The following is a 26,242-nucleotide window of genomic DNA, read 5'->3' as shown; positions in this document are numbered from 1 at the left end:
ATGTCGCCCAAGAAGACCTCGTTCCCGAAGCAGGACATCCGCGTTTTGTTGCTAGAGGGGGTCAGCCAGACCGCCGTGGACGTCTTCAAGGCGGCCGGTTACTCGCAGATCGAGTTGCACAGCAAGTCGCTGCCCGAGGAAGAACTGAAGGCGCGCATCGCCGAAGCCCACATCGTCGGCATCCGCTCGCGCACCCACCTCAGCGACGAAGTACTGGCCCACGCCAAGCGCCTGATCGCGGTCGGCTGCTTCTGCATCGGCACCAACCAGGTTGACCTGGAAGCGGCCGAGCTGGCTGGCATCCCGGTATTCAACGCGCCGTATTCCAATACCCGCTCGGTTGCCGAACTGGTGATCGCCGAGGCGATCATGTTGACCCGCGGCATCCCGCAGAAGAACGCCGAATGCCACCGCGGCGGTTGGTCCAAGTCGGCTGCCGGCAGCCACGAAGTGCGCGGCAAGACCCTGGGCATCATCGGCTACGGCCATATCGGCACCCAGGTTGGCGTGCTGGCCGAGGCGCTGGGCATGCACGTGATCTTCCACGACATCGAAACCAAGTTGTCGCTGGGCAACGCGCATCCGGCCATCAGCCTGGACGACCTGCTGAAGCGCTCGGACGTGGTCACCCTGCACGTACCGGAAAACGGCTCCACACAATGGATGATCGGTGCCGAGCAGCTGGGCAAGATGAAGAAGGGCGCGCACCTGATCAATGCAGCGCGCGGCACCGTGGTTGATATCGCCGCGCTGGATGCGGCATTGAGCTCGGGCCATCTTGGCGGCGCCGCCGTGGACGTGTTCCCGGTCGAGCCCAAGGGCAATGGCGACCTGTTCGAGTCCCCGTTGACCGCGCACGACAACGTGATCCTGACCCCGCACGTCGGCGGCTCCACGCTGGAAGCGCAGGAGAACATCGGTGTGGAAGTGGCGGCCAAGCTGGTGCGTTACAGCGACAACGGCTCGACCCTGTCTGCGGTCAACTTCCCGGAAGTGACCCTGCCGGAGCACGAACAGAGCCTGCGCCTGCTGCATATCCACCGCAACGTGCCGGGTGTGCTGTCCAAGATCAACGAGATCTTCTCGCGTCACAACCTCAACATCGACGGCCAGTTCCTGCGCACCGACCCCAAGGTTGGTTACGTGGTGATCGACATCACCGCCAGCGAAGAACAGGCAGCTGCGATCCGCGAAGAGCTGGCCACGATCCAGGGCACCCTGCGCACCCGCATCCTGTACTGACAAGCTGCCCTCACCCCAACCCCCGCTCCGCGCCCCGGCGCTGGCGCTGGCGCAACGGCGTTCGATGGGCAGCGAACCAATGGTTCGCAAGCTGCCCCTCTCACCCCGCATGCGGAAGAGGGGCTGGATCGGCTGCGCGCTGCAGCGCTACGTAGTGCCGAGCCATGCTCGGCAGGGGCTTTCCCGGCGGCGTTACAGCTGCAAAAGCCAACCCCTCCCCAACCCTCCCCTTCGCTACGCGAAAGAGAGGGAGCTGTAGTGCCGAGCCATGCTCGGCAGAGGCTTTCCCCATAGCGACTGATGATTTTGTAGGAGCGGCGTCAGCCGCGAAGCTGATGGTTGACCAGATTGCCAGCACGACCAGCGATCAGGCATCGCCTGCCTCGCGGCTGACGCCGCTCCCACATGCCCCATCTATCTCTGCAACCACCGGTTTGCCATCCGCCGCATGGATTCATCTTCATCGCTGGCGATCTCAGCTACCGGCCGCCAGGCCAGCTCCAGCGATTCTTCGCTGACGACAAACTGCTCGTTGCCCCCTGCGACAACCACATAGCGCACGTCGTAGTGCCAATGCCCCGGCACCTCTTTCCGCTCGGGGATCCAATGCCGGTCCAAGTCGAAGATAGCGCTCGAGGCCAAGCTCAGGCTCAACAATCCCGACTCCTCCTCGGCCTCGCGCAAGGCCACCGCCGCCAGATCGTGGTCGCCATCGGCATGCCCGCCCAGCTGTAGCCAGCGCTGCAGCTTGCGATGGTGGGTGAGCAGTGCGCGCTGGCCATCGGCACTGACCAACCAGGCGCTACCGGTGAAATGACCGGCCAGCCGCTCGCGGGTGAAAGGATCTACCCCATCCTCCTCAAGCAGGGTCAGGAATTCCCGCGCCAGCGCCCCATGCTCCGGGTGCCGCTGGGAATAGTCCCCAAATGCGCGACTCAACTGCAGATCCTCTCCAAGCATGACTGTAAGCACATCCCACCATTTCGATCCGGCAGTCATTATCGCTGTCGATGTTGCAGTTGCGCTTGTCGAGTTTCGCTACGTTTGGCAAGGTAGCGTGGTTGCCGACCGTTCAGCTTGCGTCGCCATACAACCGGCCCCGTCGCCCCAGCGCGTTCGGGCCAATACACAGCTCTGGGAATTTGCGGAATGCTTAAAGCACTGTTGAGGGTCAAGCCGGTCGAACCGGCCGCACATGTTGATGCCGGTGAGCCCATCGAGGGCAGCCTGCAAGGCGAAGCCACACTCAAGCGCACCCTCACCGCCAAGCACCTGATCCTGTTGGGCATTGGCGCGGTGATCGGTGCGGGCATCTTCGTGCTGACCGGCCAGGCCGCTGCCAACCACGCCGGGCCGGCAGTGATGCTGTCCTTCGTATTCGCCGGCATCGCCTGCGCACTGGCCGGCCTGTGCTACGCCGAGTTCGCCGCGATGATGCCGGTCTCCGGCAGCGCCTACTCCTATTCCTACGCCACTCTGGGCGAAGGCATGGCCTGGTTCATCGGCTGGTGTCTGGTACTGGAGTACCTGTTCGCCTCGGCCTCGGTGGCGGTGGGTTGGTCGGCTTACCTGATCAGCTTCATCACCACCACGCTGCATGTGCCGTTCCCCGATGCCTTGTCGGCGGCGCCGCTGGCCTGGACCGGTAGCGAATTCGTCAACTCAGGCAAGCTGTTCAACCTGCCCGCGGTGTTGATCGTTGCGGCCATCACCGGCCTGCTCTATGTCGGCGTCACCCAGTCCACCCTGGTCAATGCCATCATCGTGGCGATCAAGGTCATCGTGATCTGCCTGTTTGTCGGCTTCGGCATCCAGTACATCGACCCGGCAAACTGGCAGCCGTTCATCCCGGAAAACACCGGCACCTTCGGTGAATTCGGCTGGAGCGGCGTGTTCCGTGCCGCCACCATCGTGTTCTTCGCCTATATCGGCTTCGATGCGGTCTCCACCGCCGCCGGCGAAACCAAGGACCCGCAGAAGAACATGCCAATCGGCCTGCTTGGCTCCCTGGCTATCTGCACCATCGTCTACATCGTCGTCTGCGCCGTGCTGACCGGCATGCTGCCGTACAACCTGCTGGGCACCGACAAGCCGGTGGCCACCGCGCTGGAAGCCTATCCGAGCCTGTCCTGGCTGAAGACCGCAGTCGAGATCGGCGCCATCGCCGGCCTGTCCTCGGTGGTGCTGGTGATGATGATGGGTCAGTCGCGCATCGCCTACACCATCTCCCGCGACGGCCTGCTGCCGAAGATGTTCGGCAAGGTCCATCCGCGCTTTCGCACCCCGTATGTCAGCACCGTGGTTGTCGGTGTGCTGGCCGCCCTGCTGGCCGGCCTGGTGCCGCTGAACGTGCTGGGCGAGCTGGTATCGATGGGCACCCTGCTGGCCTTCGCCACGGTCTGCATCGGCGTGCTGGTGCTGCGCCGTACCAAGCCGGACATCGTGCGCCCGTTCAAGGTGCCGGCGGCATGGCTGATCTGCCCGCTGGGCGCGCTGGCCTGCCTGGCCTTGTTCATGCAGGCCTTCGTGGTGCATTGGCACCTGTTCGTTGGCTGGACGCTGCTGGGCCTGTGCATCTATTTCGGCTACGGCATCCGCAACAGCAAGCTGAACAAGCAAGCCTGATCCACACCCTAACCGGCGCCCAGCGCGCCGGTTTTCTTTTGCGCGCCCACCGCGCACCGATGAGCGAAGACCCGAAACATGTTCAAGCAACTCTGGGCCACCAAACATCCGCACGCCGCACATGAGGAAGCCAATGGCCTGAGCCTGCGCCGCACCCTCGGCCCCTGGGGGCTGACCGCGCTGGGCATTGGCGCCGTCATCGGCGGCGGCATCTTCGTCATCACCGGCCAGGCCGCGGCCAACCACGCTGGCCCGGCGATCATGCTGTCGTTCGTGCTGGCGGCCATCTGCTGCGCCTTCTGTGCGCTGGCCTATGCCGAGTTCGCCTCGATGGTGCCGGTCTCCGGCAGCGCCTATACCTATACCTACGCCACCTTCGGCGAGCTCTCGGCCTGGTTCATCGGCTGGATGCTGGTGCTGGAGTACGGCGTCTCCGCCTCCGCGGTGGCCGTGAGCTGGACCGGTTACTTCCTCAGCTTCCTCAATCACTTCGACATCCACCTGCCTGCTGCACTGGTCAGTGCGCCCTTGGATGCCCAGCTCAAGCCGACCGGCGCCATTGCCAACATCCCGGCGGCGATCCTGGTGCTGCTGCTGACCTGGCTGTGCTACGTCGGCATCAGCAAGTCCTCGGCAATGAACATGGCCATGGTGGTGCTCAAGACCGGCCTGATCATCCTGGTGATCGTTGCTGGCTGGAAGTACGTGGACACCAGCAATTGGACCCCGTTCATCCCGGCCAACGAAGGCCCCGGCAAGTACGGCTTCGAAGGCGTGCTACGCGGCGCGGCGATGGTGTTCTTCGCCTATATCGGCTTTGAAGCGGTGTCGGTGGCAGCGCAGGAATCGCACCGCCCGCAGCGCGACCTGCCGATCGGCATGCTGTTGTCGCTGGTGATCTGCACCGTGCTGTACATCGCCATGGCCGCGGTCATGACCGGCCTGGTGCCGTACCAGCTGCTGGGCACGGCCGAGCCGGTGGTCACCGCCGTTGCCGCGCACCCGCAGCTGGATTGGCTGCGCATCATTGTCGAAGTCGGCGCGCTGATCGGCCTGGCGTCGGTGGTGCTGGTGATGGTGATCGGCCAACCGCGCATCTTCATGATCATGGGCCGCGACGGCCTGCTGCCGCCGGTATTCACCAAGATCCACCCCAAGTACCGCACCCCGCACATCAATACGATCATCACCGGTATCGGCATCGCCCTGCTGGCGGCATTGTTCCCGTTGGACATCCTCGGCGAGCTGACCTCGATGGGTACGTTGATCGCCTTCGCCGCGGTCTGCGCCGGCGTGCTGGTCCTGCGCCGTACCCAGCCGGACCTGCCGCGTCCGTTCCGCATCCCGATGGCCTGGTTGGTCTGCAGCCTTGGCGTGCTCAGCTGCATTGCCCTGCTGACCGCGATGACCCTGCATAACTGGATGCTGATGGGTATCTGGACCCTCACCGGCTTCGTCATCTACTTCCTGTACGGCGTGCGCCACAGCAAGCTCAATGCAGCCAACAAGGCCAGGAACGGCTGAATTTCCGGCCGATGACCAACCTGAAGCCCGGGAGCAATCCCGGGCTTTTTCGTTGCCTGAACAAGCTGGAGCGCCCGTAGCCCGGGTAAGCAGTAGCGCACCCGGGGCCGTTCGTGGGCATCTTGATTCCAGGTCCCCCGGGTGCGCTGTCGCTTACCCGGGCTACAGGATCATCCGCGGCACCCGATGCCTCCCAAATTCCATGCCGGCATCAGCTCCATCCGGATACATGCATGAACCTGCGGGCGTTCTTAGTAGAATGGGTCCCATGAACGCGCCTACCGTCCCCTACGACGCCCAGCGACTGAGCGAACTTGCCCAGCTGCTGATCGACAACATCCGTGAGCTGGCCCACGCCGGCTGGACACCTGCCACCAGCAGCAACTTCTCGCACCGGCTGGATGACCGGCATGCGGCCATCACCGTGTCCGGCAAGGACAAGGGTCGGCTGATCGAAAGCGACATCATGGTGGTGGATTTCGACGGCAAGGCCGTGGGCCGTCCGCTGCGCCCGTCTGCTGAGACCCTGCTGCACACCCAGCTCTACGCCCGCTTCCCGGAAGTCGGCTGCGTGCTGCACACCCATTCACCGGTGCAGACCATCGCCTCGCGCCTGTACGGCAGCGACGGCCATATCCGCCTGGAAGGCTACGAGCTGCTCAAGGCCCTGCACGGCAACGCCACCCACGAAACCGCCGTTGACCTGAAGGTGTTCCCCAACACCCAGGACATGGACGTGCTGGCCGCCCAGGTCGAGGCAGAACTCGACAAGGGCCCGATGTGGGGCTACCTGATCGATGGCCACGGCCTGTATGCCTGGGGCCGCGACATGGCCGAAGCCCGTCGCCACCTGGAAGCCTTCGAGTTCCTGCTGCATTGCGAGCTGGAGCTGCGCCGCCTGCGCAGCCACGCCTGACCCTTCTTCCTACTACGTCGAGTCCCCCATGAGCCGACTGCGCATTTTCAATGAAACCGCCCCGGACGCGCCGCTGTTCGACAGCCGCGACGGTGAGGTCATCGCCACCGAATTGAACAAGATCGGCGTCACCTTCGAACGCTGGCAGGCCAAGCACCCGGTTACTCCGGGGGCAAGCCAGGAAGAGGTGTTCGCCGCCTACCGCGAGGACATCGACCGCCTGGTCGCCGAGCACGGTTTCAAGAGCGTGGACGTGGCCTCGATCGCACCGGACAACCCGGCACGCGCCGAGATCCGCAAGAAGTTCCTCGACGAGCATTACCACAAGGAAGACGAAGTCCGTTTCTTCGTCGCCGGCTCGGGCCTGTTCACCCTGCACGTGGGCGACAAGGTCTACGAGGTGGAATGCGTAAAGGACGACCTGATCGCCGTGCCCGACAGCGTCAACCACTGGTTCGACATGGGCGAAGAACCCAGCTTCGCCGCCATCCGCTTCTTCACCGAGCCGGACGGCTGGGTCGGCCACTTCACCGGCACCGACATCGCCCAGCGCTTCCCACGCTACCAGCCCAGCGCGGCATAAGCCGCCGCTTTGCTTGAGCCCCTGCTCTGTTTGAGCCCCTCTCCCGCCAGCGGGAGAGGGGTTGGGGTTAGGGCAGCTCTACGCTGTTCAAGCCTCAAACCAACCGCACAACGCGCGAGCAAAAATGCCGCGCAGGACCCGAAAGCATGACCATCAAAGCCATCCTCACCGACATCGAGGGCACCACCTCCAGCATCTCCTTCGTCAAGGAAGTGCTGTTCCCGTATGCCCGCAATGCCCTGCCCGGCTTCGTGCAGGCGCACGGCAACGAACCGCAGGTCCGCCAGTGGCTGGATGCGGTCGCCACCGAAATCTCCGCCAGCGCCTGCCAGGACGAGGTCATCGTCGAAACCCTGCAGGGCTGGATCGACCAGGACCGCAAGCACACCGCGCTCAAGGCGCTGCAGGGCATGCTCTGGGACGTGGGCTACCGCAACGGCGACTACACCGCCCACCTGTACCCGGAAGTGGCCGACGTGCTGCGTGGCTGGCACGCCAGCGGTCTGCCGCTATACGTGTATTCCTCCGGTTCGGTGCCGGCGCAGAAGCTGTTCTTCGGCTTCAGCGACGCCGGCGACTTGAACGACCTGTTTTCCGGCAACTTCGACACCGAAGTCGGCGGCAAGCGCGAGGCGCCCAGCTATGCGCACATCGCCAAGGCCATCAACATCGCTCCTGCCGAGATCCTGTTCCTGTCCGATGTGGTCGAGGAATTGGACGCCGCGCGCGAAGCGGGCCTGCAGACGGTGCTGGTCGACCGCCTCAGCGATTACCCGCAGCCGCGCACCGGCGAGGCCACCCACGGTCACACCCGGGTCGAACGCTTCGACCAGATCGCGCTTTGATCGCCTGATCGATGGACAGAAAACGGCCCCTCGAGGGGCCGTTTTTGTATTCGGAACCCACCGCGATACGTGGATCCGGGCAGCGCCGGTTTCACGCCAGCAGCACATCGGCATCACCACCGGTAAAGCAAAGCTTGCGCAGGATCAGCATCATCGCCGGCCCTTCGACCGCAACCAAGGACGCCCACGCATGAGCATCAGCGAAGAAATCGGCCAGGCGCTGGCCGCCGAGTTCGCCATTCCCGATGTCGGCACCCTGACTATCATCGTCTCGCGGCTTGCCACCGCCATCGTCCTCGGCGGACTGCTTGGCCTGGAACGCGAACGCAAAGGGCGCGCCGCCGGCCTGAAGACCCATATCCTGGTCTCGGTGGGCTCGGCCCTGTTCGTGTTGGCGCCGTTGCAGATGGGCATTTCAGGCGCCGATGTCACCCGCGTGATGCAGGGCATCGTTTCCGGCATCGGCTTCCTTGGTGCCGGCGCCATCCTCAAGCTCGACAACGAAGAGCGCATCCAGGGCCTGACCACCGCTGCCGGCATCTGGATGACGGCTGCCATCGGCATGGCCGCTGGCATGGGCATGGAGATGGTGGCCTTCATCACCACCATCGCCGCATTGGCGGTCGTGAGCACGCTACCGAAGCTGATGCCGGATAAGCGCAGGAACACTGAAGGCAGCGAAGCAGACCTAGATACCTGATCTGTCGGCGCGACCGCGATGCCAAAGCACGCGCATCGCCTCCTCTTGTAGGAGCGGCGTCAGCCGCGAAGCAAGCGAATCATCAGATCGCAACGTTGCCAATAGCTTGAGCATCACCAGCTTCGCGGATCACGCCGCTCCTACAAGCCTAGCGGTTACTTGGCCGGGCTGCGCAGCACCAGCACATCGATGCTGGAGCGCACACCCAGGCGTGCGCTGAAACCATCCCACTGGCCGACACCGCTGCTGACGAACAAGGTCATGTCCTGCACCCGGTACTCGCCGCGCACATAGCCGTGGTTGAACGGAGCGACCACCCAGCGATCGAAGCCCAGCATGTGGCCGCCGTGGGTATGGCCGGATACCTGCAGGTCGATCGCACCCGTCGCCGCAGCGGCGCGCGCCTGCTTCGGCTGGTGGGCGAGCAGGATGTGTACATCACTGCCCTTGCCGCCGTTCACCACCGCTGGCATGTCCGGCGGCAACCCGCCGTGCATGTACGGGGCCTGTTTCAAGGCGGCCAGATCACCAATGCCCGACATCGCCAGCGTGCGTCCGTTGATCGACAGCTTCGCAGTCTGGTTCTCCAGCACGCCCAGCCCCATCTGCCGGAAATGTGACATCCAGGCGGCGTAGTCGTAGTAGTACTCGTGATTGCCCGGCGCCAGCCAAACCCCGTAAGGCGCCTTCAACTGGGCCAAAGGCTCCGCAAACCGGCCACTGTCTTCCAGACCACCGTCGGCCATGTCCCCGGGCAGAACGATCAGATCAGGCTTCGCCGCCAAGGTCGCATCGACGATGCGCTGCGTGCGCCAGCTGCGCTTGACCGGGCTGATATGCAGGTCGGCCAAAACCGCCATGCGTACGCCGTCCATTTCCTTGGGCAGGTTCGGCACGAGCAGGTCGCGCTCATGTACCTGCGGCGGCTTGAGCCCGTTGTAAATACCAAGCGTGGCGAGCAACACGATCACCGTTGCCGCGCCCTGGTTGAAGCCGGCGCCGTGCCACAGCACCGCCATCTTCGAACTGCGTGGCAACAGGCGTGACAACAGCCAACCGACTTCGCGCAGCAGCAGGAAGGCCAGCAGCAACACGAACATCACCAGCACCCAGCCGAACACCAGTTGGATCCAGGCTTCGACCGAATAGCTGAAAACATCCAGCCGCCACAGCGTGGCGAAACCAAGCCCGACCAGCGCAAGACCGACGGTAATGCCGATACGCCAACGGCGCTGGCGCTTGGACAAGGGAGCGACCGGCCACCACAACCAGATGGCCAGCAAGGGCAGGATCAGCGATACGAATAGAGTCATCGGCAACAACAGCGGCGACACGGAGAACGCCCGCGATCACGCCACCAACAGGTTTGAAGGGGGATCGCGCACTGTGCCATGGCTACATGGCAGATCGCGCGGTTATGGCTGGAACACTACGTACGACCGAACGTTGAACAATTACGGTTGGCCACTGGCTGATGTAGAGCCAAGCCATGCTTGGCTGGGGCGTTACAGACCAACCAAAACAAAACCGGCAATGTGGCCTGCCACATTGCCGGTAATGCCCATGCCGAGCATGGCTCGGCATTACCTGCTCCCTCCCTTTGGCCGCAGGCCAAGGGGAGGGTTGGGGAGGGGTTTGCTCGTTGTGGTAATGCCCCATGCCGAGCATGGCTCGGCACTACATGTAAGCGGCTGCGCCGCTTACTTGGACTTTTCCGCGATCCAGGCGTTGAGCTTCTCGTCCAGCACGTCCAGCGGCACCGAGCCGTCCTTCAGCACTTCGGCATGGAACTCGCGGATGTCGAACTTGGCACCCAGCTTGTCCTGCGCGCGCTTGCGCAGTTCCTGGATCTTCAGCTCACCGGTCTTGTAGGCCAGCGCCTGGCCCGGCCATGCGATGTAACGCTCGGCCTCGGCAACCGCATCCGGTTCGCTCACCGAGGAGTTGGCGAACATGTAATCCAGCACCTGCTGGCGGGTCCAGCCCTTGGAGTGCAGGCCGGTGTCCACCACCAGGCGTACCGCACGCCACAGCTCACCCTGCAGGCGACCGAAGTAGCTATACGGATCGGTGTAGACGCCCAGGTCCTTGCCCAGGCTTTCGGCATACAGGCCCCAGCCTTCGATGAAGGCGGTCTCGCCACCAAAGCGGCGGAACGCCGGCACGCCGGTCAGTTCCTGCTGCAGCGCCAACTGGAAGTGGTGGCCCGGGATAGCCTCATGCAGGAACAGGTCTTCGGCGTCCCAGGTCTTGCGCGTCGGCAAGTCATAGGTGTTCACATAGAAGATGCCCGGACGGCTGCCGTCTTCGCTGGGCTGCATGTACTCGCCGCCAGCAGCCGACTTGGCGCGGAACGCCTCGATCGGACGGATCTCGAAACCGGCCTTCGGGGTCAGCGAGAACAGCTTGGGTACGTTGGCATTGATCTTGGCCTCAAGCCCACGGTAATGCTCCAGCAGTTCCGGCTCGGACTTGAACTCGAACTGCTTGTCCTTCTGCATGAAGGTGAAGAATTCCTGCAGCGAGCCCTTGAAGCCAACTTCGGCCATCACCGTCTGGATCTCGGCGTGGATGCGCGCTACTTCCTTCAGGCCGATCTCATGGATCTGCTCCGGAGTCTGCGCCGTGGTGGTGCTCTGCTTTGCGTTGAAGGCGTACCACGCCTTGCCATCAGGCAACGCGTCCAGACCAACCGTATCGCGGGTAGCCGGCAGGTAGTCGTTGGCGATGAAATCACGCTGCTGCTTGATCGCCGGCATCAGCTTGTCGTTGATCACGGCGCGGAAGGCTGCGGTCAGGCGATCCTTGTCGGCCTGCGAGAAATCGGCTGGCAGCTGCTTGATCGGCCCCCAGAACTGGCTGTCCTCGGCCTTGGCAGTGATGATCTCGTCGAACTGCGGCACGACCTTTTCCATCAGCACGCGCGGCTGAACCACACCAGCCTTCATGCCTTCGCGCATATTGGCGTTTTCGGTTTCCAGCAATACCGGTATGCGCGCTGCACGCGCCAGCCAATTGTCGTAATCCTTGACCGTCTTGAACGGCTGCGCGACCTGGCCCGAGCCCAGCATCACTGCATAGCTGACGGTGGAGCCCATCTGGTTGACCGGCATCATCCAGGTCGGGAACTTCTCCCCTTCCAGCGACTGCTTCTGCTCTTCAACGAAGATGCGGTAGCTGAGCAGGTCCTGTCCGGCCAGGCCGGCGTCGCCGATCTTCTCGGCCTTGCCCAGCCATTCCTGGGTGAAGTCATGGCTCTGCTTGCGGAACTCGGCCGAGCCGAAGTCCGGCAGTTGGTCGTTGTAACGGTTGTCGCCCTGGAAAGTGGCCTGCAGCGGGTTCAGCTTGAGCACGCCTTCCCAATAGTCGGCATACAGCTGGTTCAGCTGCGCGGCCTTGTCGGCCTGCGGTGCCTGCGCGCTGCTGTCGCCAGCGGCCGGCTGGGACGACGGCGAACAGGCAGCCAACACGGTGGCCAGGGAAAACGAGACGGCGAGCGCCAGCGGTCGGATGGTCATCTGGGGTTTCCAGCACAGGGAACAAGGCCGCCAGCGTCAGCGCTACTGTGCCCTGCTGGAAGGGCCAAAGGTCATTACCGGCAGGTTTCAGATCGCGGTCCGGCCTGCAAACCGTCATAATCCGTCCCCTGCTGCGGCCGCCACCGGCGTCTGCCACCTCGTATTCACGCTCTCCCGGGCCTTCCGTACCCGGCGCGAGCCTTTGCCGTTGCTGTATTTATGACTACTTCGCGTCGCCCGCTGGGCTTCTGGTCCGCCACCGCCCTGGTTGTGGGCAGCATGATCGGCTCGGGCACCTTCCTGTTGCCAGCCACCCTCGCCCCCTATGGGGCGGCCACCTTGATTGGTTGGGGCATCACCTTGTGCGGTGCGTTGCTGCTGGCGATCACCTTTGCCCAGCTGGCCAAGCGCTGGCCGCAGACCGGCGGCCCTTACGTGTTCGCCCGCAACGCCTTTGGCGAACTGCCCGGCTTTCTGGTTGCCTGGAGCTACTGGATCTCAATGTGGTGTGCGATTGCCGCGATCGCGGTGGCCTTCGCCGGCAGCATCGGCGCCATCTTCCCAGCCCTGACCGCTACCCCGGTGCGCGCTGCGGCCTGCGGGCTGGTCGCGCTGTGGCTGTGCGCAGGCGTTAACCTGATCGGTGTGCGCGAAGCTGGACGCCTGCAGCTGGCAACCACCGTACTGAAAGTAGTACCGCTGCTGATGTTCGGCCTGGTCGCGCTGTGGTTGGTGGATACCAGCCACTACGTTCCGTTCAACCCTTCCGGCGAATCGCTGGGCAGCGTTGCCGCCGCCACCGTGGCGTTGACCCTGTGGGCGATGATCGGCCTGGAGGCCGCCACGGTCCCGGCCGAGTCGGTTGATGACGCCCCACGCACGGTCGCCCGTGCCACCGTCGCAGGCACCGCCATTGCCGGTATCGCCACGGTTCTGGCCTGCACCACGGTGCTGGGCCTGCTGCCGGCCGATGTGCTGGCCAGCTCCAGCGCGCCGATGGCCGATGCCGCCGCCGCATTGTGGGGCCCGACCGCTGGCATGCTGCTGGCTGTGGTAATGGCCATCTCCTGCGTGGGCGCACTGAACGGCTGGACGCTGCTGGCAGCACAGCTGCCGATGGCGGCTGCCCGCGACGGCGTGTTGCCGCGCGCCTTCGCCTATGAGAACAAGCGCGGCGCGCCGGTGTTCGGCGTCATCGTCAGCTGCCTGCTGGCCACCGTGCTGGTGATTTGCAATTACAACCGCTCGCTGGTGGACCTGTTCAAGTTCTCGGTGCTGCTGTCCACCGCCGCCACCCTGCTGCCCTACCTCGCCGGCGCTGCCGCATGGCTGTGGCGTGGCAGTGGCCTTGCCTCGCGCATCGCTGCTGCTGGCGCACTGATCTTCAGCCTGTATGCGATTGCCGGCATCGGCAGCGAGGCCCTGTTGTGGGGCGTGGCATTGATCGTGGCTGGCCTGCCGATCTACTTCTGGTTGCGTCGTCACTAGGGAAGGGCTTGCGGTCCTCCTGCCTGTGGGAGCGGTGTAAGCCGCAAGGCTTGCAGTACCCAAACCTCTTGATCTGGTGATGTCTTTGTATCGCGGCTAACGCCGCTCCCACAAGAATCCGATGCCCAAATAGACCGCATTGCTGAGTAGCTCGTTCACCCATCAAGCGCCCGATAACGGAAATCACTGATCGCCACTTCGCCGCTTCCAGCAGCATAGATACCGATCTTCAGGCTCAAGAAGCCACCGAACACATTGTGGTGCAGGCCGGATACCTCCATGCGGGTCGGGTGCAGCTGCCAGCTGCGGCCACCGTCATGCGAGTAATGGAAGGTCACCACGTTGTTGGTGTTGTTCAGTCGCACCCGCACCGGGCCAGCGGCGCGTGGCGCACGTGCCCACACCAGCTCTTCGGCGTACTGGAAGTTCTTGATGGTGTCGCCATCAAAGCCGACGCCGACAAACGCCTTGTTGTTGTAGAACAGCAGCAGGCCGGCTTCCGCACCCACGCCGGGGGACAAGGTGACTTCAAGCTCATAGGACCGATCAGGCACCACGCAGGTCAGTGGTGAGCTGTCGATGGGCGAAGCACCGCTGGCTTTCAGTCGCAGCGCGCCTTTGTCATAGTGCGCGCGTCGGCGCTCGTCCGGCCCCGGATTATGGAACGCCCATTGGCTGCCAAAACGATCCCCCGAGAAGTCGTCCGACAGCGCAAATCCCGCCGCGCTGGCCTTGCCACCTGCCGGCTTGCGCAGCGGCCGCGACAGATCCCCACCCAGCGCCCGGAACCAGCCGTCATCGGTCCACTCGATAGGCTCAAGCAATGTCTGTCGACCCAGCGTTCGGAAGCCGTTCTCGTAGGCGTGATAGACCATCCACCAATCGCCGGCAGGGCCTTCCACCAGCGTTGCATGGCCACGCGACCACCAAGGCTCCGCCTCTGATTGGGTGCGCACCAGTGGGTTCTGCGGACAATGCTCCCACGGGCCATGGATGGAACGCGAACGCGCAGCGATCACCATGTGCCCGGTCACCGGTCCGGCAGTGCCGCCCACGGCGGTGATCAGGTAAAACCATTCGCCATGGCGCAGCAGTTTGGGGCCTTCAGGCGCGAAGTTCTCGGTGACCCAGTCATCCGGATAGCGCCACGGACTGTAAGCCGCTTCCAGGGCGCCATCGGTTGCCAAGCCGTCATCGCGTAGACGCACCCGGCGTATGCCGTTGACGAACAGATAGCGCTTGCCATCCTCACCGACGATATGGCCCGGATCGATGCAGCCATCGATCTTCAGGTCAATCGGCTCGCTCCAGGGACCGGCGATGTCGTCGGCCCATATGACGAAGATCGACCAGCCCGCGCCGGTCGGATTGGCCGGCAGATAGATGAAGTAGCGGTCGCCATGCTTGCACAGGTCCACTGCCCATATATCACCGAGTGTCCTGTGCAGCGCCGGCCCGACCGGCGCCCAGTTGACCAGATCGGTGGAGTGCCAGATGACCAGCCCCGGGTAGGAATAGAACGACGAGAAGGTCATGTAGTAATCGTCGCCATCCTTGAGGATGGTCGGGTCCGGATGATCACCGGCGACAATTGGATTGAGGTAGGTGCCATCCCCGAGATCAGCGATGCGCTGGCCTTCCGGCCCCTGCCCCCAACGCGGCGCTGTACCCACACAGCTACCTGCGGCGGCGGTCTCCGCCAGCAGTGACAGCGGCGCTACCATGGCACCGGCAGCGATGGCTTTGAACAGGTCCCTGCGGGAGGTATCTGGCATGCAACTCACTCTGGGTCAGCGGAAGGCCGTCGGCACACCGTAGCGGCCGGAACTGATCGAGTGTAGCCGCAGATGGGCAGCGTTCACCCATCGCGCCCGCGGCCGCCCAGGTCTCGCTATCGGTCACTCGTGCACTGGTGGCGCATTGCCCAAGGCTTTGTTGACGGCAATGAACTGGCTGCGCAGCAGCGCCTCGCTATCAACCAGGTCACGCCGCGTCTGCAGATAGCCTCTGCGTGCATCAAGCACCGCCAGGAAGTCGATCAAGCCTGCATCGTGCCGGGCCTGGGCGATCTTGTAGGCATCGGCCGTGGCCTGCTCGCGCACACGCAGCTGCGTGCGCTGCTGCTGGGCGGCGGCGTAACCGTTCAAGGCATTGTCGATCTCCTGCCAGGCCTGCAGCACGGTCTTCTGGTAGGCCACCGCAGCTTCCTGTTGTTCCAGCTCACGCAGCTGCAGCACACTCTTGCGCCGACCGTGATCGAACAGTGGCAGGTTCAGCACCGGGCCGATCGACCAGGTGCGGCTGCCCCAGTCCGAGAACTCGCCGGACAGATACGACTCGTAACCGAATTTGGCACCGAGCCGGATGCTTGGATACAGATCGGCCTGGGCAACACCAATGCTCGCCGTTGCCTGTTGCAGGCGTGCCTGCGCGGCGCGGATATCCGGGCGTCGCTGCGCCACTTCCGATGGCAGGCCCAGCGATAGATCCGGTAGCGCGTCGCTGGCGGCAACCACCGGCGCTGCAAGCTGGCTGTGCAATGCGCCGGGGCGCTCGCCGAGCAATAGCGCAAGTTGGTTGCTGCTGCTGGCTTGCTCGGCCAGCAGACCGGGCAAGCGCGCACGTACCGCAGCCAGATCGGCCCGCTGACGGTCCAGATCCAGATGATCCTGCAGGCCACCGTCCACCCGCGCCTGCAGCAGCGACAAGCGCTCTTCCAATGCAGCGATGTCCTCGCCAGCCAGTTCGATCTGGCGCTGTGCGGCACGCAACTGCACATAACTGCGTGCCACTTCGCTGCTGACGCTGAGCCTGGCCAGATCCAACAAGGCCGCCTGCTGCGCCACCCCGGCATCGGCCGCCTCGATCGAGCGCCGCACCCTGCCCCATAGATCCAGCTCCCAGGACGCATCAAAGCCGGCCTGGTACAGGTTGAACGGCTCTGCCAGCAGTTGTTTCAGCGCGTCGCTATCATTGCTGAGGATATCGAGCATGCGCGTACCCGCACCGTTCTCGCTTTGCCGCTGGCGATTGACGCCGGCCGAGGCAGCCACATCCACGCCGCGCTGCGCGGCAACGGTGCGCCGCTGCGCGCGCGCCTGGGCAAAGTGCAAGGCTGCCGTGCGCAGGTCCGGGCTCGCCTGCAAGGCGCGCCGTTGTAGTTCATCCAGGGTCGGATCGGACAGCTGCCTCCACCACTCCGGCTGCAGCGCCTGCGTATTGGCTTCGGCATTTAGTGACGCGTCACCACCCCGCCATTGCGTCCAGTCCGTGGGCGCCGCTGCGTCCGGACGCACGAAGTCCGGCCCGACCGCGCAGCCGCCAAGCATCAGGCCAGCAGCAAGCGGCGACAGCAGCAGTGACGCGTTCAACAGTGAGCGTAAGTGCGGGAACATGGATCGCGTCCTAGGTGAGCCGGTTACGGAACAGCCACGCCGCCAACGGCAAGGTAATCGCCGCTACCGCCAGCATGGGGATGAAGTTGAAGCCCACTTCCTGCAGGCCGGCGCCTTCCAGATAGACCCGGCGGACCAGGTCGATGCCAAAACGCAGTGGATTGGCATAGGTTGCCAACTGCAGCACCTTGGGCATGTTGGCCACAGGCGTCATCAAGCCCGATAGCAGCATCAACGGCATGATCAACAGGAAGGTGTAGAGCATGGCCTGCTGCATGTTGGCGGCCACCGCGGAGATCGATAGACCAATACCAACCGACGCCACGGTGAATACCGCCAGCGCCAGATACAGCACGCCCACCGACCCGGCCATCGGAATCTGGAACCAGAAGCGGATGATCAGCAGGATGATGGTGGACTGCACCAGGCCCACCAGGATCGACGGCAAGGCCTTGCCGATCAGGATCTGCATCGGCGTCAGCGGGGTGACCAGCAGCTGATCGAAGGTGCCCTGCTCGCGTTCGCGCGCCACCGACAGCGCCGCGATCAGCAAGGTCTGCAACATGCTCAGGGCGGCGATCAGCGCTGGCATCAATTGCCAGCGCGATTCCAGATTGGGGTTGTACCAGCTGCGGGTGACCAGCTGCACCGCCTGCCCACCGGCAGCGCGCGCCTGGTTGAAGTCGGCGACGATGGAACCGATGTAACCGGCAGCGGCACCTGCGGTGGTCGAATTGCGGCCGTCCATGATCAACTGCAGCGGCGCGCTCTGCCCTGACGCGAGCCGTTGTTCAAAATCATCCGCGATGCTGATCACCAGCAGCGCTTCATTGGCGTCAATCACGCCTGCAATCTGCATCGACGAGTCCAGCGTGGCGACGCGCTCGAACATGCCCGCACCATCCACCCGCGAAAGCAGCTCGCTTGACGCCTGTCCGCCACTGAGGTCGAGCACCACGTACGGCACATGGCGCAGATCGAAGGTCGCGCCGTAGCCAAACAACAGCGCCTGCATCAGTGCCGGCATGAACAGCATGGCGCGGCTGGAAGGCTCCTTCAGCAGGGTGATCAACTCCTTCCTGCACAGGAAGGCAATGCGACGGATATAGATGGCAATGGCGTCCATGCTTACACCAGCCGCTTGCGCAGTTTGTAGCGGGTGCCGGCAAACAGCAGGATCGCATACAGCAGCAGAATGGCTGATTTCTGCAGGAACAACAGCCAGTTGTCGCCAGTCAGGAACAGCGACTTGATCAGCCCCATGAAGTGGGTGGCAGGCAGCAACTGGCTGATGACCTGCACCGCCATTGGCATGTTGCGCAGATCGAATACAAAACCGGACAGCATCATCGCCGGCATGAAACTGGTCAGCAGTGCAACCTGACTGGCCTGGAACTGATTGCGGGTCACCGCCGATATGAACAAGCCAAGCAGCAGCGACACGGTCAGGTACAGCAGTGAACTGACCACGATTGCAAACAGCGAGCCGCGCATCGGCACCTCGAACAAAAAGCGCGCAGTCAGCAGGCAGATCGCCAGGTTGATCGCGCCGATACCGAGATAGGGCAGCAGCTTGGCCAGCACCAGCTCGGTCGGCCGCACCGGCGTAACGAACAGTGCTTCCAAGGTGCCGCGCTCCCATTCGCGGGCGACCAGCAGCGAGGTCAGGAAGGCGCCGATCAAGGTCATCACCAATACGATCAAGCCCGGCACCAGGTACCAGGTACTGGTGCTTGCCTCGTTGAACCACATACGCTGGATCACATTGACGCCGCCGCCCGCACGGCTGCTGCCTTGCCGATCGAATGTGGTTTGCAGCTGCGTCGCCAAGGCGCCGCCCACATAGCCTTCCAGGGTCCGCGCCGTATTGGCATCCACGCCGTTGAGGATCAGCTGCACCTGCGCATTGCCATCGGCCATGCGTCGGCTGAAGTCCACCGGCACATGCACGATGCCGCCGACCTTGCCTTGCCGCATCAAGTCCACTGCAGCGCTCATGTCACGGACCTGCACAGGCGCCAGATACGGCGAGCCCTGCAGCCCTGCGACCAGCGATTGCGTGGTCGGCGAGCGCTCGTCCAGCACCACCGCAACCGGCGCGTTGCTGACATCGAACGACAGCCCGTAGCCGAACAGCAGGATCAAAGCCGCCGGCAACAACAGGCCCACTGCAAGGCTGCTGCGCTCGCGCAGCATTTGCCGGGTCTCCTTGCGCAGCAGCGCCCACAAACGGGACAGGAAGCCGGACATCACGCCGCCCTGCCGCCGGCAGCGGCGCTGCGCTGGGCGCGGGCCTGTTCGACAATGCCGATGAAGGCAGCATTCATATCGACACCATCAGCGCCGGCCTGCTCACGCACCTGCTGCGGTGTTCCCAATGCAAGCAGTTCGCCTGCGTCCTGGATGGCGATGCGGTCGCAGTACTCGGCCTCCTCCATGAAGTGAGTGGTGACGATGATGGTCACGCCCTGCTGCGCCAGCCCGGTGATGGTGCGCCAGAACGCACGCCGCGCCAGCGGATCGATGCCACTGGTCGGCTCATCCAGAAACAGGATCTCCGGCGCATGCAGCAAGCCTACCGCCATCGCCAGACGCTGTTTGAAGCCGGCCGGCAACTCGCCGCTGCGGGCGTCGCCCTGCAGGTCGAAACGGCTGATGGCCTCGGCAATGCGCTGGCGTAGCTGCGCGCCGCCCAAGCCATAGGCGCCACCGAAGAACTCCAGGTTCTCGCGTACTGTGAGGTTGGCGTAGAGGGCGAATTTCTGTGAGACATAGCCAATGCGTGCGCGGGCCTGGGCACGGGCGCTGCGCAGATTCAGACCGGCTACTTCCAGATGCCCGCTGCTGGCGGGAAGCAGTCCACAGAGCATGCGGAAGGTAGTCGTCTTGCCCGCGCCATTGGGGCCGAGCAGCCCGAATATCTCGCCACGATGCACATCGAAACTGGTGCTCGCCACCGCGGTGAAGTCACCGAAGCGACGCACCAGATCGCGCACCACGATGACCGGCGCATCATCCTGCGCGTTTGCTATCGGTGCGAGGTCCGCCACCGGCAACGACGCTGGCGATTCCTGCGCCCGCAGCAGCATCATGAAGGCGTCTTCCAGCTCTGCTGGCCGCTGGCTGGGCGGCTGGCCTTGCAGCAACCCGGCGATATCTGACGGTGTTGCGCCCGGTTGCAGGATGAAGCGAACCGAGCCGGCACGCGGCACCGCATCCAGCACGTGGCGCGTATCGTCGATCAGCTGCGCCTGCAGGTCGCGCGGCGGCAGCAGCGACGCTGGTGCGACCGTCCAGGTCAGGCCCTGCGCCTTGCCGGTCAGCGCGGCTGGATTGCCCTGCGCCAGCAAACGCCCTTGGTGCAGCACGAATATCTGCTCGCAGCGTTCGGCCTCGTCCATATAGGCGGTGCTGACCAGCACGCTGAGCTGTTCCTCCTGCACCAGCTGCTGGATGATCTTCCACAATTCACGCCGCGACAGCGGGTCCACACCGACGCTGGGTTCGTCCAGCAGCAACAGCTCCGGTGAACGCACAAGAGTGCAGGCCAGGCCCAGCTTCTGCTTCATGCCACCAGACAGTTTTCCGGCCGGTCGCTGTTTGAACGCTGCCAGATCGGTCATCTGCAACAGACGTTCAAAGCGCGCATGGCGCTCGGTCAGCGGCACGCCATGCAGGTCTGCGTACAGATCCAGGTTCTCCTGCACACTCAAGTCTTCATACAGGCCGAAGCGCTGCGGCATGTAGCTGATACGGTCCTGCACCTGCTGCGGGCGTCTTGCCACGTCATAGCCCAGCACCTGCAGCTCACCGCCATCGGCCGGCAGCAAACCGGCAACCATGCGCAGAAAGGTGGTCTTGCCCGCACCATCCGGTCCAACCAGTGCAGTCAGCTCGCCCTTGCGCACGCTCAGGGTAACCCCGGCAAGCGCCTCCAGCTGTCCGCCAGCGGCGGCCGGAAAACACTTGCGCAGGTCGACCGCGACAACCGTGGCGGCGGCCGCGTCCATCAGCGTGCGGCCTCCTGCAGCCGCACGCTTACCGGCTGGCCCAGGCGCAGCTGATCCTGCGGATCCTCGACCACCACCCGTACCTCATAGACCAGGCTGGTGCGCAGTTCTTCGGTCTGTACGGACTTCGGGGTGAACTCGGCCACCGACGAGATGAAGCCGACCTTGCCCGCCACCGGTTTGTCGGGATGGCTGTCACTGCTCACCTGCGCGGGCTGACCGCTGCGGATGCGACCAAGCTCGGTCTCGCTGGCAAATACCCGAACCCACTTCGGCTGAGTCAACGCCAGCGCGAACGCTGCGCGTTGCGGACCGGCCATGTCACCCACTTCCACCAGCCGCGAGCGCACCACCGCTGCCACCGGTGCGATGAGCTGACCTTGCGCTATCTGGTGCTGCAGCAACGCGAGCTGCGCATCGGCTGCCTGCAGCTGTGCTTCGGCGGCGGCGATGTCTTCCTTGCGCGGCCCCTGTTGCACCAACGCCAGCGCCTGTTGCTGCAATTCAACCGTCGCAGCCGCCACTTTCGCCACACTGCGTGCACGGTCCATTTCCTGTGCACTTACACCGCGCCCATCAGTGGCGCTGGCCACGCCCTGCAGCCGCTGCAGGTCCTGCGCTGCGCGCGCTGCATCGGCCTGCGCTGCAACCAACTGACTCCTGGCCTGCACGACTTCCTGCGGCCGTGCGCCGTTGTGCAGCCGCGCCACCGTCTGTTGCTGGGTCTGGATCTGGGCCTTGGCTTGATCGGCCTGCAGCTGCAGGGTGCGGGTGTCGAGCGTGGCCAGCACATCGCCGGCCTTGACCTTGTCACCCTCCTCAACCCGCACGTCCTGCACCCTGCCGCTACCGTCGAAGGCCAACGATACCTGGCGGATGTCCACATTGCCCTGCAAGTGCAGAACACCATCGGCCTGCTTGTCGCGCCCGCCCCACCACCATGCAAGCAAGGCTGCGAGCACCACCGCGGCGGCCACAACAACGAGGACGGGCTTTTTCATCGGGACGCATCCGCAGATGGGCAGGGGTACAGTTCGCAGCCTAGTTCAAATTAAATTTAATTTAAAGTGGGCATGACGAATCCGTTGACCACGCTAAACTTGCCACGCAATGAGCACACAGAAAACATCGTCACGCAGCCCCCGTACCGACGGCGAAGCGACCCGTGCCCGCCTGCTGCAGGCTGCCGGCCAGCTTTTCTCGCAGCAGGGCTTCGCTGAGACCACCGGCAAGGCCATAGCCCAACGCGCCGGCGCCGATCTGGCTTCCATCAACTATCACTTCGGCAGCCGTAACGGTCTGTATCAGGCCGTGCTGCTGGAAGCGCACCGACAGATCCTCGATCTGGAGGATCTGCAGCGAATCGCTGCCAGCGGCCGCAACGCCCAGCAACGCCTGCACGCGTTGCTGACGGGGCTGGTCGAACGCGCACAGCAACCCGAGGCCTGGGCGCCGCGGGTACTGGCACGCGAGCTGATGGCACCCTCTTCGCACCTGCAGGTGCTGCTGGATGAAGCAGTCCCGCCGAAGATCGTGGCCATTGCGCAGATCCTCAGCGAGATCTCCGGCATTCCGACCGATGATCCCGCCCTGCTGCGCTGCCTGCTGAGCGTTGCAGCTCCCTGCATGATGCTGATCGTGATCGGCCATGACCTGCCTGGACCTTTGCAGCCGGTGATGCGGGGCCCGTCGCGACCGCTGGTCGCACACCTGCACAGCTTCGCAATCGCCGGATTGGAGGCAGTGGGGAAGGAGTACCGTGCCGCCGCGGCGGCGGCGAATGCAGTGCCGAGCCATGCTCGGCAGAGGCCTTCCCGGTAACGCCCCAGCCGAGCACGGCTCGGCTCTACACCGGCAGGGCCAAAAAACCGGCGCCTGGACTCTGGCACCGCTCTTGCATCTGCCCTGGCCATGAGTCCCGAACTTGCCCTCACCGAACTGCGCGGCGGCCTTGTCGCCACGCTGTGGATTGCCGGTCCACTGCTGCTTGTCGTACTGGTTGTCGGCGTGGTGGTCGGCGTCGTCCAGGCTGCGACCCAGCTCAATGAACCCACCATCGCCTTCGTCGCCAAGGCAGCCGCGCTGACCGCTGCATTGTTTGCGCTGGGCAGCCTGCTGCTCGGCCATCTGGTCGAGTTCACCATCCTGCTGTTCCAACGCATTCCACACCTGATCGGCTAGCGGCATGGATTCGGTCACGCAGACGGTCATCGACGGCCAACAGGCGTTTGCCATCATCGGCAACACCCTGTGGATCATGCTGCGCATCGGCGCAATGCTGATGGCCATGCCCATGCTCGGCACCCGCGCGGTGCCGGCGCGGGTGCGAGCCATGCTGGCGGTTGCCTTGTCCGTCGCCTTGTCGCCGGTTTTACCGCCGGTGCCGATCTTCAATGGTTTCGACTCGGCCACCGTACTCAGTGTCCTGCGCGAGGTCGCAGTCGGGGTCAGCATCGGCTTTCTGCTGCGGCTGATCTTCGAAGCCGGCGCAATGGCTGGTGAAATGATCGCGCAAAGCACCGGCCTGGCCTTCGCGCAGATGGCCGACCCGATGCGCGGCGGCAGCTCCGGTGTGATCGGGCAATGGTTCTATCTTATGTTCGGCTTGCTGTTCTTCACCAGCAACGGCCATCTGGCACTGATCTCGCTACTGGTGGACAGCTACAAAGCCTTGCCGATCGGCACCGCCCTGCCCGACCCACATGCGGTCGCCGCCCTGGCCCCGACCCTGGCGCTGCAGATCTTTCGCGGTGCGCTGTCACTGGCCCTGCCGCTGGTGGTGGCGATGCTGGCAATCAACCTGGCCTTCGGCGTGCTTGCCCGTGCAGCGCCAGCACTCAATCCGATGCAGCTCGGCCTGCCGGTAGCACTGCTGCTGGGGCTGTCCCTGCTGACCTTGCTGGCAGGGGAAATGGGCGCACCAGTCCAACGCCTGTTCAACACCGCCTTTGATACGGCGCGGCAGGTGACAATGTGACGCCCTACTCAGCTCAACGTTCTGGCCTTGTTATTGCCTGAACCCCCTCTTGCTGCTTTCCCTATACCCGTGGATAGTCCGGGTACAGTCGGGCGCCGCAGGGGAATGCGGCACCGAACACGGCAGCGTCGGCTGCCGCAACCGCGGTACGACAATTAGGGAGAGGGTTTGATGCTCGTTGGCAGCTACAACCCGTTGTTTGTCGTGTTGTCCATCCTGGTGGCGATCCTTGCCTCGTTCACGGCATTGGACATGGCCTCGCGGGTGTCTGCCTCGCAACCACGACGTGTTGCTGCCCGCTGGTTGTTGGCCGGCGGTGTGGCGATGGGAGCCGGCATCTGGTCGATGCACTTCGTCGGCATGCTGGCCTTCCGCCTGCCAATCCCGCTCGGCTACGACCTGTGGTTGACCCTGGAGTCGCTGCTGGTGGCGGTGGCCGCCTCGATCTTTGCGCTGTGGCTGGTCTCGCGACCAACCCTGCCGCACCTGCGCCTGGCGCTGGGTGCGCTGCTGATGGGCCTGGGCATCGCCTGGATGCATTACGTCGGTATGTCGGCGCTGAAGATGACGCCCGGCATCGACTACGACCGCATCTGGTTCGCGCTGTCGATCATCATTGCCGTAGGCGCGTCGTGGAGCGCGCTGTATATCGCCTTCCGCCTGCGCGCGGTCGAACAGTCCATGCCACTACGCCTGATTGCCGCCGCCGTTATGGGCCTGGCCATTGTCGGCATGCATTACACCGGCATGGCCGCTGCGCGCTTCCCGGCCAATTCGGTGTGCGCAGCTGCCACCAGCGGTGGCGTGCCGACCGAGTGGCTGGCCGCCTGTGTGGTATTGCTGACCGTCGGCGTGATGGCGGTGGTGCTGACCATCTCCCTGTTCGAACAACGGATGCAGGCGCGCCTGCTGCACCTGCGCAACTCGATGCTGTCGGCCTCGCTGGACGATGCGCGCAAGGAGCTGTTCCATGCCAGCCTGCACGACTCCCTGACCCGCCTGCCCAACCGCCAGCTCTCGCACGAGCGCATCGAGCAGATGCTGCAGGGCGGGCAAGCGCTGGCGGTGATCTCCATCGACCTGGACGGCTTTCGCCACATCAATGGCACCTTTGGCTCACAAACCGGTGATGCAGCATTGGTCGACATCGGCGAGCGCCTGCGGCAACTGCTGCCGGCCGAGGATCTGGTCGGGCGCCTGGGCGGTGACCAGTTCGTCATCGCAGGCTTGCTGAAGCGCCCCGAGGACATTGATGTCCAGGCCGAGCGCATCATTCTGGCGGTCAATTCGGTGCGCGTTGCCGGGCGCGACCTGCGCATCACCGCCAGCCTCGGCATCGCCCAACATCCACAGCACGGCAACAGCGCCGCACAGCTGATCGCCATGGCCGAAACCGCCATGGCCTATTCCCGGCAGTCCGCACGCAACAGCCACGCCGTGTTCGCCGACTGGATGAACGACAACGTCGAGCAGGATCGGCGCTTGCTGGAAGACCTGCGCAAGGCGCTGGGCACCGCGCAGCTGTCCCTGCACTACCAACCCCGGGTACATGCCGACAGCGGCCGCATCAGCGGCGCCGAGGCCTTGATCCGCTGGCGCCACCCCGAACACGGCTACATCCCGGCAGATCGCATTATCCGCCTGACCGAGCAGAGCGGATTGATGGACACCATCGGCAACTGGGTGCTGGACGAAGCCTGCCGGCAGATGCGTAGCTGGCAGGATGCCGGCAACGGGGAATGGCGGGTGTCGGTCAATCTGTCCGGCCGCCAGCTGGGCTCGCCCAAGCTACTGGAAGATGTCCGCGCCGCATTGGACCACAGCGAGCTGGAGCCATCACGGCTGATCCTGGAGGTCAGCGAAACCGCGGTGATGCGTGATGCCGACAATGCCATCTCGGTCCTGCGCAGCGTTGCCGGGCTGGGCGTGGGCATCTCGATCGATGACTTCGGTACCGGCGTTTCCAGCCTGCTTCACCTCAAGCGCCTGCCGGCCACCGAGATCAAGATCGACCGCGCCTTCGTGCTGGCACTGGAGGAAAGCGACGAGGATGTGGTGATTGTCTCGGCCATCGTCGCACTGGGCCACGCACTGAACCTGCAGGTGGTTGCCGAGGGCATCGAAACCCAGGGACAGCGCTCCTATGTCGAGCGGCTGGGCTGCGACCATCTACAGGGCTACCTGCTGGGACGCCCGGTCAGCGCCGAGAACTTCATGCGCCTGCACGGCGGCGACAGCCAGCACGCGGCAATGGAAGCCCGACTGGCCTCGTTCCACACCAACCAGGAATAGGCAAGCCCCACCTGTAGTGGGGGGGGGGGGGGGGGGGGGGGGGGGGGGGGGGGGGGGGGGGGGGGGGGGGGGGGGGGGGGGGGGGGGGGGGGGGGGGGGGGGGGGGGGGGGGGGGGGGGGGGGGGGG

The 26,242-nt window shown here is 64.3% G+C and carries 21 protein-coding genes; 12 read left to right on the top strand and 9 right to left on the bottom strand.

Annotated elements, in window-relative coordinates; all coding sequences use genetic code 11:
* On the top strand, window positions 1-1,242 hold the full coding sequence (gene serA, locus ACVOLV_RS11430; RefSeq protein WP_481554516.1) for a phosphoglycerate dehydrogenase: 1,242 nt from the start codon (window positions 1-3) through the stop codon (window positions 1,240-1,242).
* Window positions 1,243-1,656: 414 nt separating this feature from the next.
* Here serA and ACVOLV_RS11425 read toward each other — a convergent pair whose 3' ends face one another.
* Window positions 1,657-2,202 (bottom strand): NUDIX hydrolase, encoded by a 546-nt coding sequence (locus tag ACVOLV_RS11425; protein ID WP_481554515.1) that lies wholly within the window; start codon window positions 2,200-2,202, stop codon window positions 1,657-1,659.
* 189 nt (window positions 2,203-2,391) lie between these two features.
* On the opposite strand from ACVOLV_RS11425, the gene ACVOLV_RS11420 reads away from it, so the two are divergent.
* The 6 genes from ACVOLV_RS11420 (at window position 2,392) to ACVOLV_RS11395 (ending at window position 8,435) form a co-directional block, all read left to right on the top strand.
* The gene (locus ACVOLV_RS11420) at window positions 2,392-3,867 is read left to right on the top strand and encodes an amino acid permease (protein ID WP_481554514.1); all 1,476 of its coding nucleotides are present in this window, start codon (window positions 2,392-2,394) and stop codon (window positions 3,865-3,867) included.
* A 78-nt stretch (window positions 3,868-3,945) separates the two neighbouring features.
* Complete coding sequence (locus tag ACVOLV_RS11415; protein WP_481554513.1) at window positions 3,946-5,391, top strand: amino acid permease; 1,446 nt, start codon at window positions 3,946-3,948, stop codon at window positions 5,389-5,391.
* Between the two features lie 268 nt (window positions 5,392-5,659).
* On the top strand, window positions 5,660-6,307 hold the full coding sequence (locus tag ACVOLV_RS11410) for a methylthioribulose 1-phosphate dehydratase (RefSeq protein ID WP_481554512.1): 648 nt from the start codon (window positions 5,660-5,662) through the stop codon (window positions 6,305-6,307).
* 28 nt (window positions 6,308-6,335) lie between these two features.
* The gene (locus ACVOLV_RS11405) at window positions 6,336-6,890 is read left to right on the top strand and encodes a 1,2-dihydroxy-3-keto-5-methylthiopentene dioxygenase (protein WP_481554511.1); all 555 of its coding nucleotides are present in this window, start codon (window positions 6,336-6,338) and stop codon (window positions 6,888-6,890) included.
* Between the two features lie 146 nt (window positions 6,891-7,036).
* Complete coding sequence (gene mtnC / locus ACVOLV_RS11400; protein ID WP_481554510.1) at window positions 7,037-7,735, top strand: acireductone synthase; 699 nt, start codon at window positions 7,037-7,039, stop codon at window positions 7,733-7,735.
* Window positions 7,736-7,925: 190 nt separating this feature from the next.
* Entirely contained in the window at window positions 7,926-8,435 is a 510-nt protein-coding gene (locus tag ACVOLV_RS11395) for an MgtC/SapB family protein (RefSeq protein WP_481554509.1), read from the top strand.
* A gap of 155 nt (window positions 8,436-8,590) precedes the next feature.
* Here ACVOLV_RS11395 and ACVOLV_RS11390 read toward each other — a convergent pair whose 3' ends face one another.
* Together ACVOLV_RS11390 and ACVOLV_RS11385 are read right to left on the bottom strand one after the other, a co-directional pair.
* A complete protein-coding gene (locus tag ACVOLV_RS11390) occupies window positions 8,591-9,748 on the bottom strand; it encodes a metallophosphoesterase (protein WP_481554508.1) in 1,158 nt (385 codons plus the stop codon).
* A gap of 387 nt (window positions 9,749-10,135) precedes the next feature.
* The gene (locus tag ACVOLV_RS11385) at window positions 10,136-11,953 is read right to left on the bottom strand and encodes a DUF885 domain-containing protein (RefSeq protein ID WP_481554507.1); all 1,818 of its coding nucleotides are present in this window, start codon (window positions 11,951-11,953) and stop codon (window positions 10,136-10,138) included.
* A gap of 219 nt (window positions 11,954-12,172) precedes the next feature.
* On the opposite strand from ACVOLV_RS11385, the gene ACVOLV_RS11380 reads away from it, so the two are divergent.
* Window positions 12,173-13,441: an amino acid permease gene (locus ACVOLV_RS11380; RefSeq protein WP_481554506.1), complete on the top strand. Its 1,269-nt coding sequence runs from the start codon at window positions 12,173-12,175 to the stop codon at window positions 13,439-13,441.
* A gap of 155 nt (window positions 13,442-13,596) precedes the next feature.
* On the opposite strand, the gene ACVOLV_RS11375 is transcribed toward ACVOLV_RS11380, so the two are convergent.
* The 6 genes from ACVOLV_RS11375 to ACVOLV_RS11350 form a co-directional block, all read right to left on the bottom strand.
* Entirely contained in the window at window positions 13,597-15,216 is a 1,620-nt protein-coding gene (locus tag ACVOLV_RS11375) for a family 43 glycosylhydrolase (protein WP_481554505.1), read from the bottom strand.
* A 123-nt stretch (window positions 15,217-15,339) separates the two neighbouring features.
* The gene (locus tag ACVOLV_RS11370) at window positions 15,340-16,836 is read right to left on the bottom strand and encodes an efflux transporter outer membrane subunit (RefSeq protein ID WP_481554504.1); all 1,497 of its coding nucleotides are present in this window, start codon (window positions 16,834-16,836) and stop codon (window positions 15,340-15,342) included.
* A gap of 10 nt (window positions 16,837-16,846) precedes the next feature.
* Window positions 16,847-17,962 carry an ABC transporter permease gene (locus ACVOLV_RS11365; RefSeq protein WP_481554503.1) on the bottom strand — a complete coding sequence of 372 codons (1,116 nt, stop codon included), beginning with the start codon at window positions 17,960-17,962 and terminating at the stop codon, window positions 16,847-16,849.
* Window positions 17,963-17,964: 2 nt separating this feature from the next.
* Window positions 17,965-19,086, bottom strand: coding sequence for an ABC transporter permease (locus ACVOLV_RS11360; RefSeq protein ID WP_481554502.1), 1,122 nt, complete (start codon window positions 19,084-19,086; stop codon window positions 17,965-17,967).
* Window positions 19,086-20,846, bottom strand: coding sequence for an ATP-binding cassette domain-containing protein (locus tag ACVOLV_RS11355; RefSeq protein WP_481554501.1), 1,761 nt, complete (start codon window positions 20,844-20,846; stop codon window positions 19,086-19,088). Before ACVOLV_RS11355 ends, ACVOLV_RS11360 begins: the two co-directional genes overlap by 1 nt.
* The gene (locus tag ACVOLV_RS11350) at window positions 20,846-21,847 is read right to left on the bottom strand and encodes an HlyD family secretion protein (protein WP_481554500.1); all 1,002 of its coding nucleotides are present in this window, start codon (window positions 21,845-21,847) and stop codon (window positions 20,846-20,848) included. The genes ACVOLV_RS11355 and ACVOLV_RS11350 overlap by 1 nt, the downstream gene beginning before the upstream one ends.
* 109 nt (window positions 21,848-21,956) lie before the next feature.
* Here ACVOLV_RS11350 and ACVOLV_RS11345 point away from each other — a divergent pair, with 109 nt between their 5' ends.
* The 4 genes from ACVOLV_RS11345 (at window position 21,957) to ACVOLV_RS11330 (ending at window position 26,115) form a co-directional block, all read left to right on the top strand.
* Window positions 21,957-22,667: a TetR/AcrR family transcriptional regulator gene (locus ACVOLV_RS11345; protein WP_481554499.1), complete on the top strand. Its 711-nt coding sequence runs from the start codon at window positions 21,957-21,959 to the stop codon at window positions 22,665-22,667.
* Between the two features lie 90 nt (window positions 22,668-22,757).
* Window positions 22,758-23,027 carry a flagellar biosynthetic protein FliQ gene (locus tag ACVOLV_RS11340; protein ID WP_303749808.1) on the top strand — a complete coding sequence of 90 codons (270 nt, stop codon included), beginning with the start codon at window positions 22,758-22,760 and terminating at the stop codon, window positions 23,025-23,027.
* A gap of 4 nt (window positions 23,028-23,031) precedes the next feature.
* A complete protein-coding gene (gene fliR / locus ACVOLV_RS11335; RefSeq protein ID WP_481554498.1) occupies window positions 23,032-23,823 on the top strand; it encodes a flagellar biosynthetic protein FliR in 792 nt (263 codons plus the stop codon).
* Between the two features lie 171 nt (window positions 23,824-23,994).
* Complete coding sequence (locus tag ACVOLV_RS11330) at window positions 23,995-26,115, top strand: putative bifunctional diguanylate cyclase/phosphodiesterase (protein WP_481554497.1); 2,121 nt, start codon at window positions 23,995-23,997, stop codon at window positions 26,113-26,115.
* Window positions 26,116-26,242: the final 127 nt, after the last annotated feature.

The organism is Stenotrophomonas sp. STEN023 (assembly GCF_056760135.1).
The sequence above is the reverse complement of the archived record's forward strand: the minus strand, read 5'-3'. Positions and strand labels throughout refer to the sequence as shown.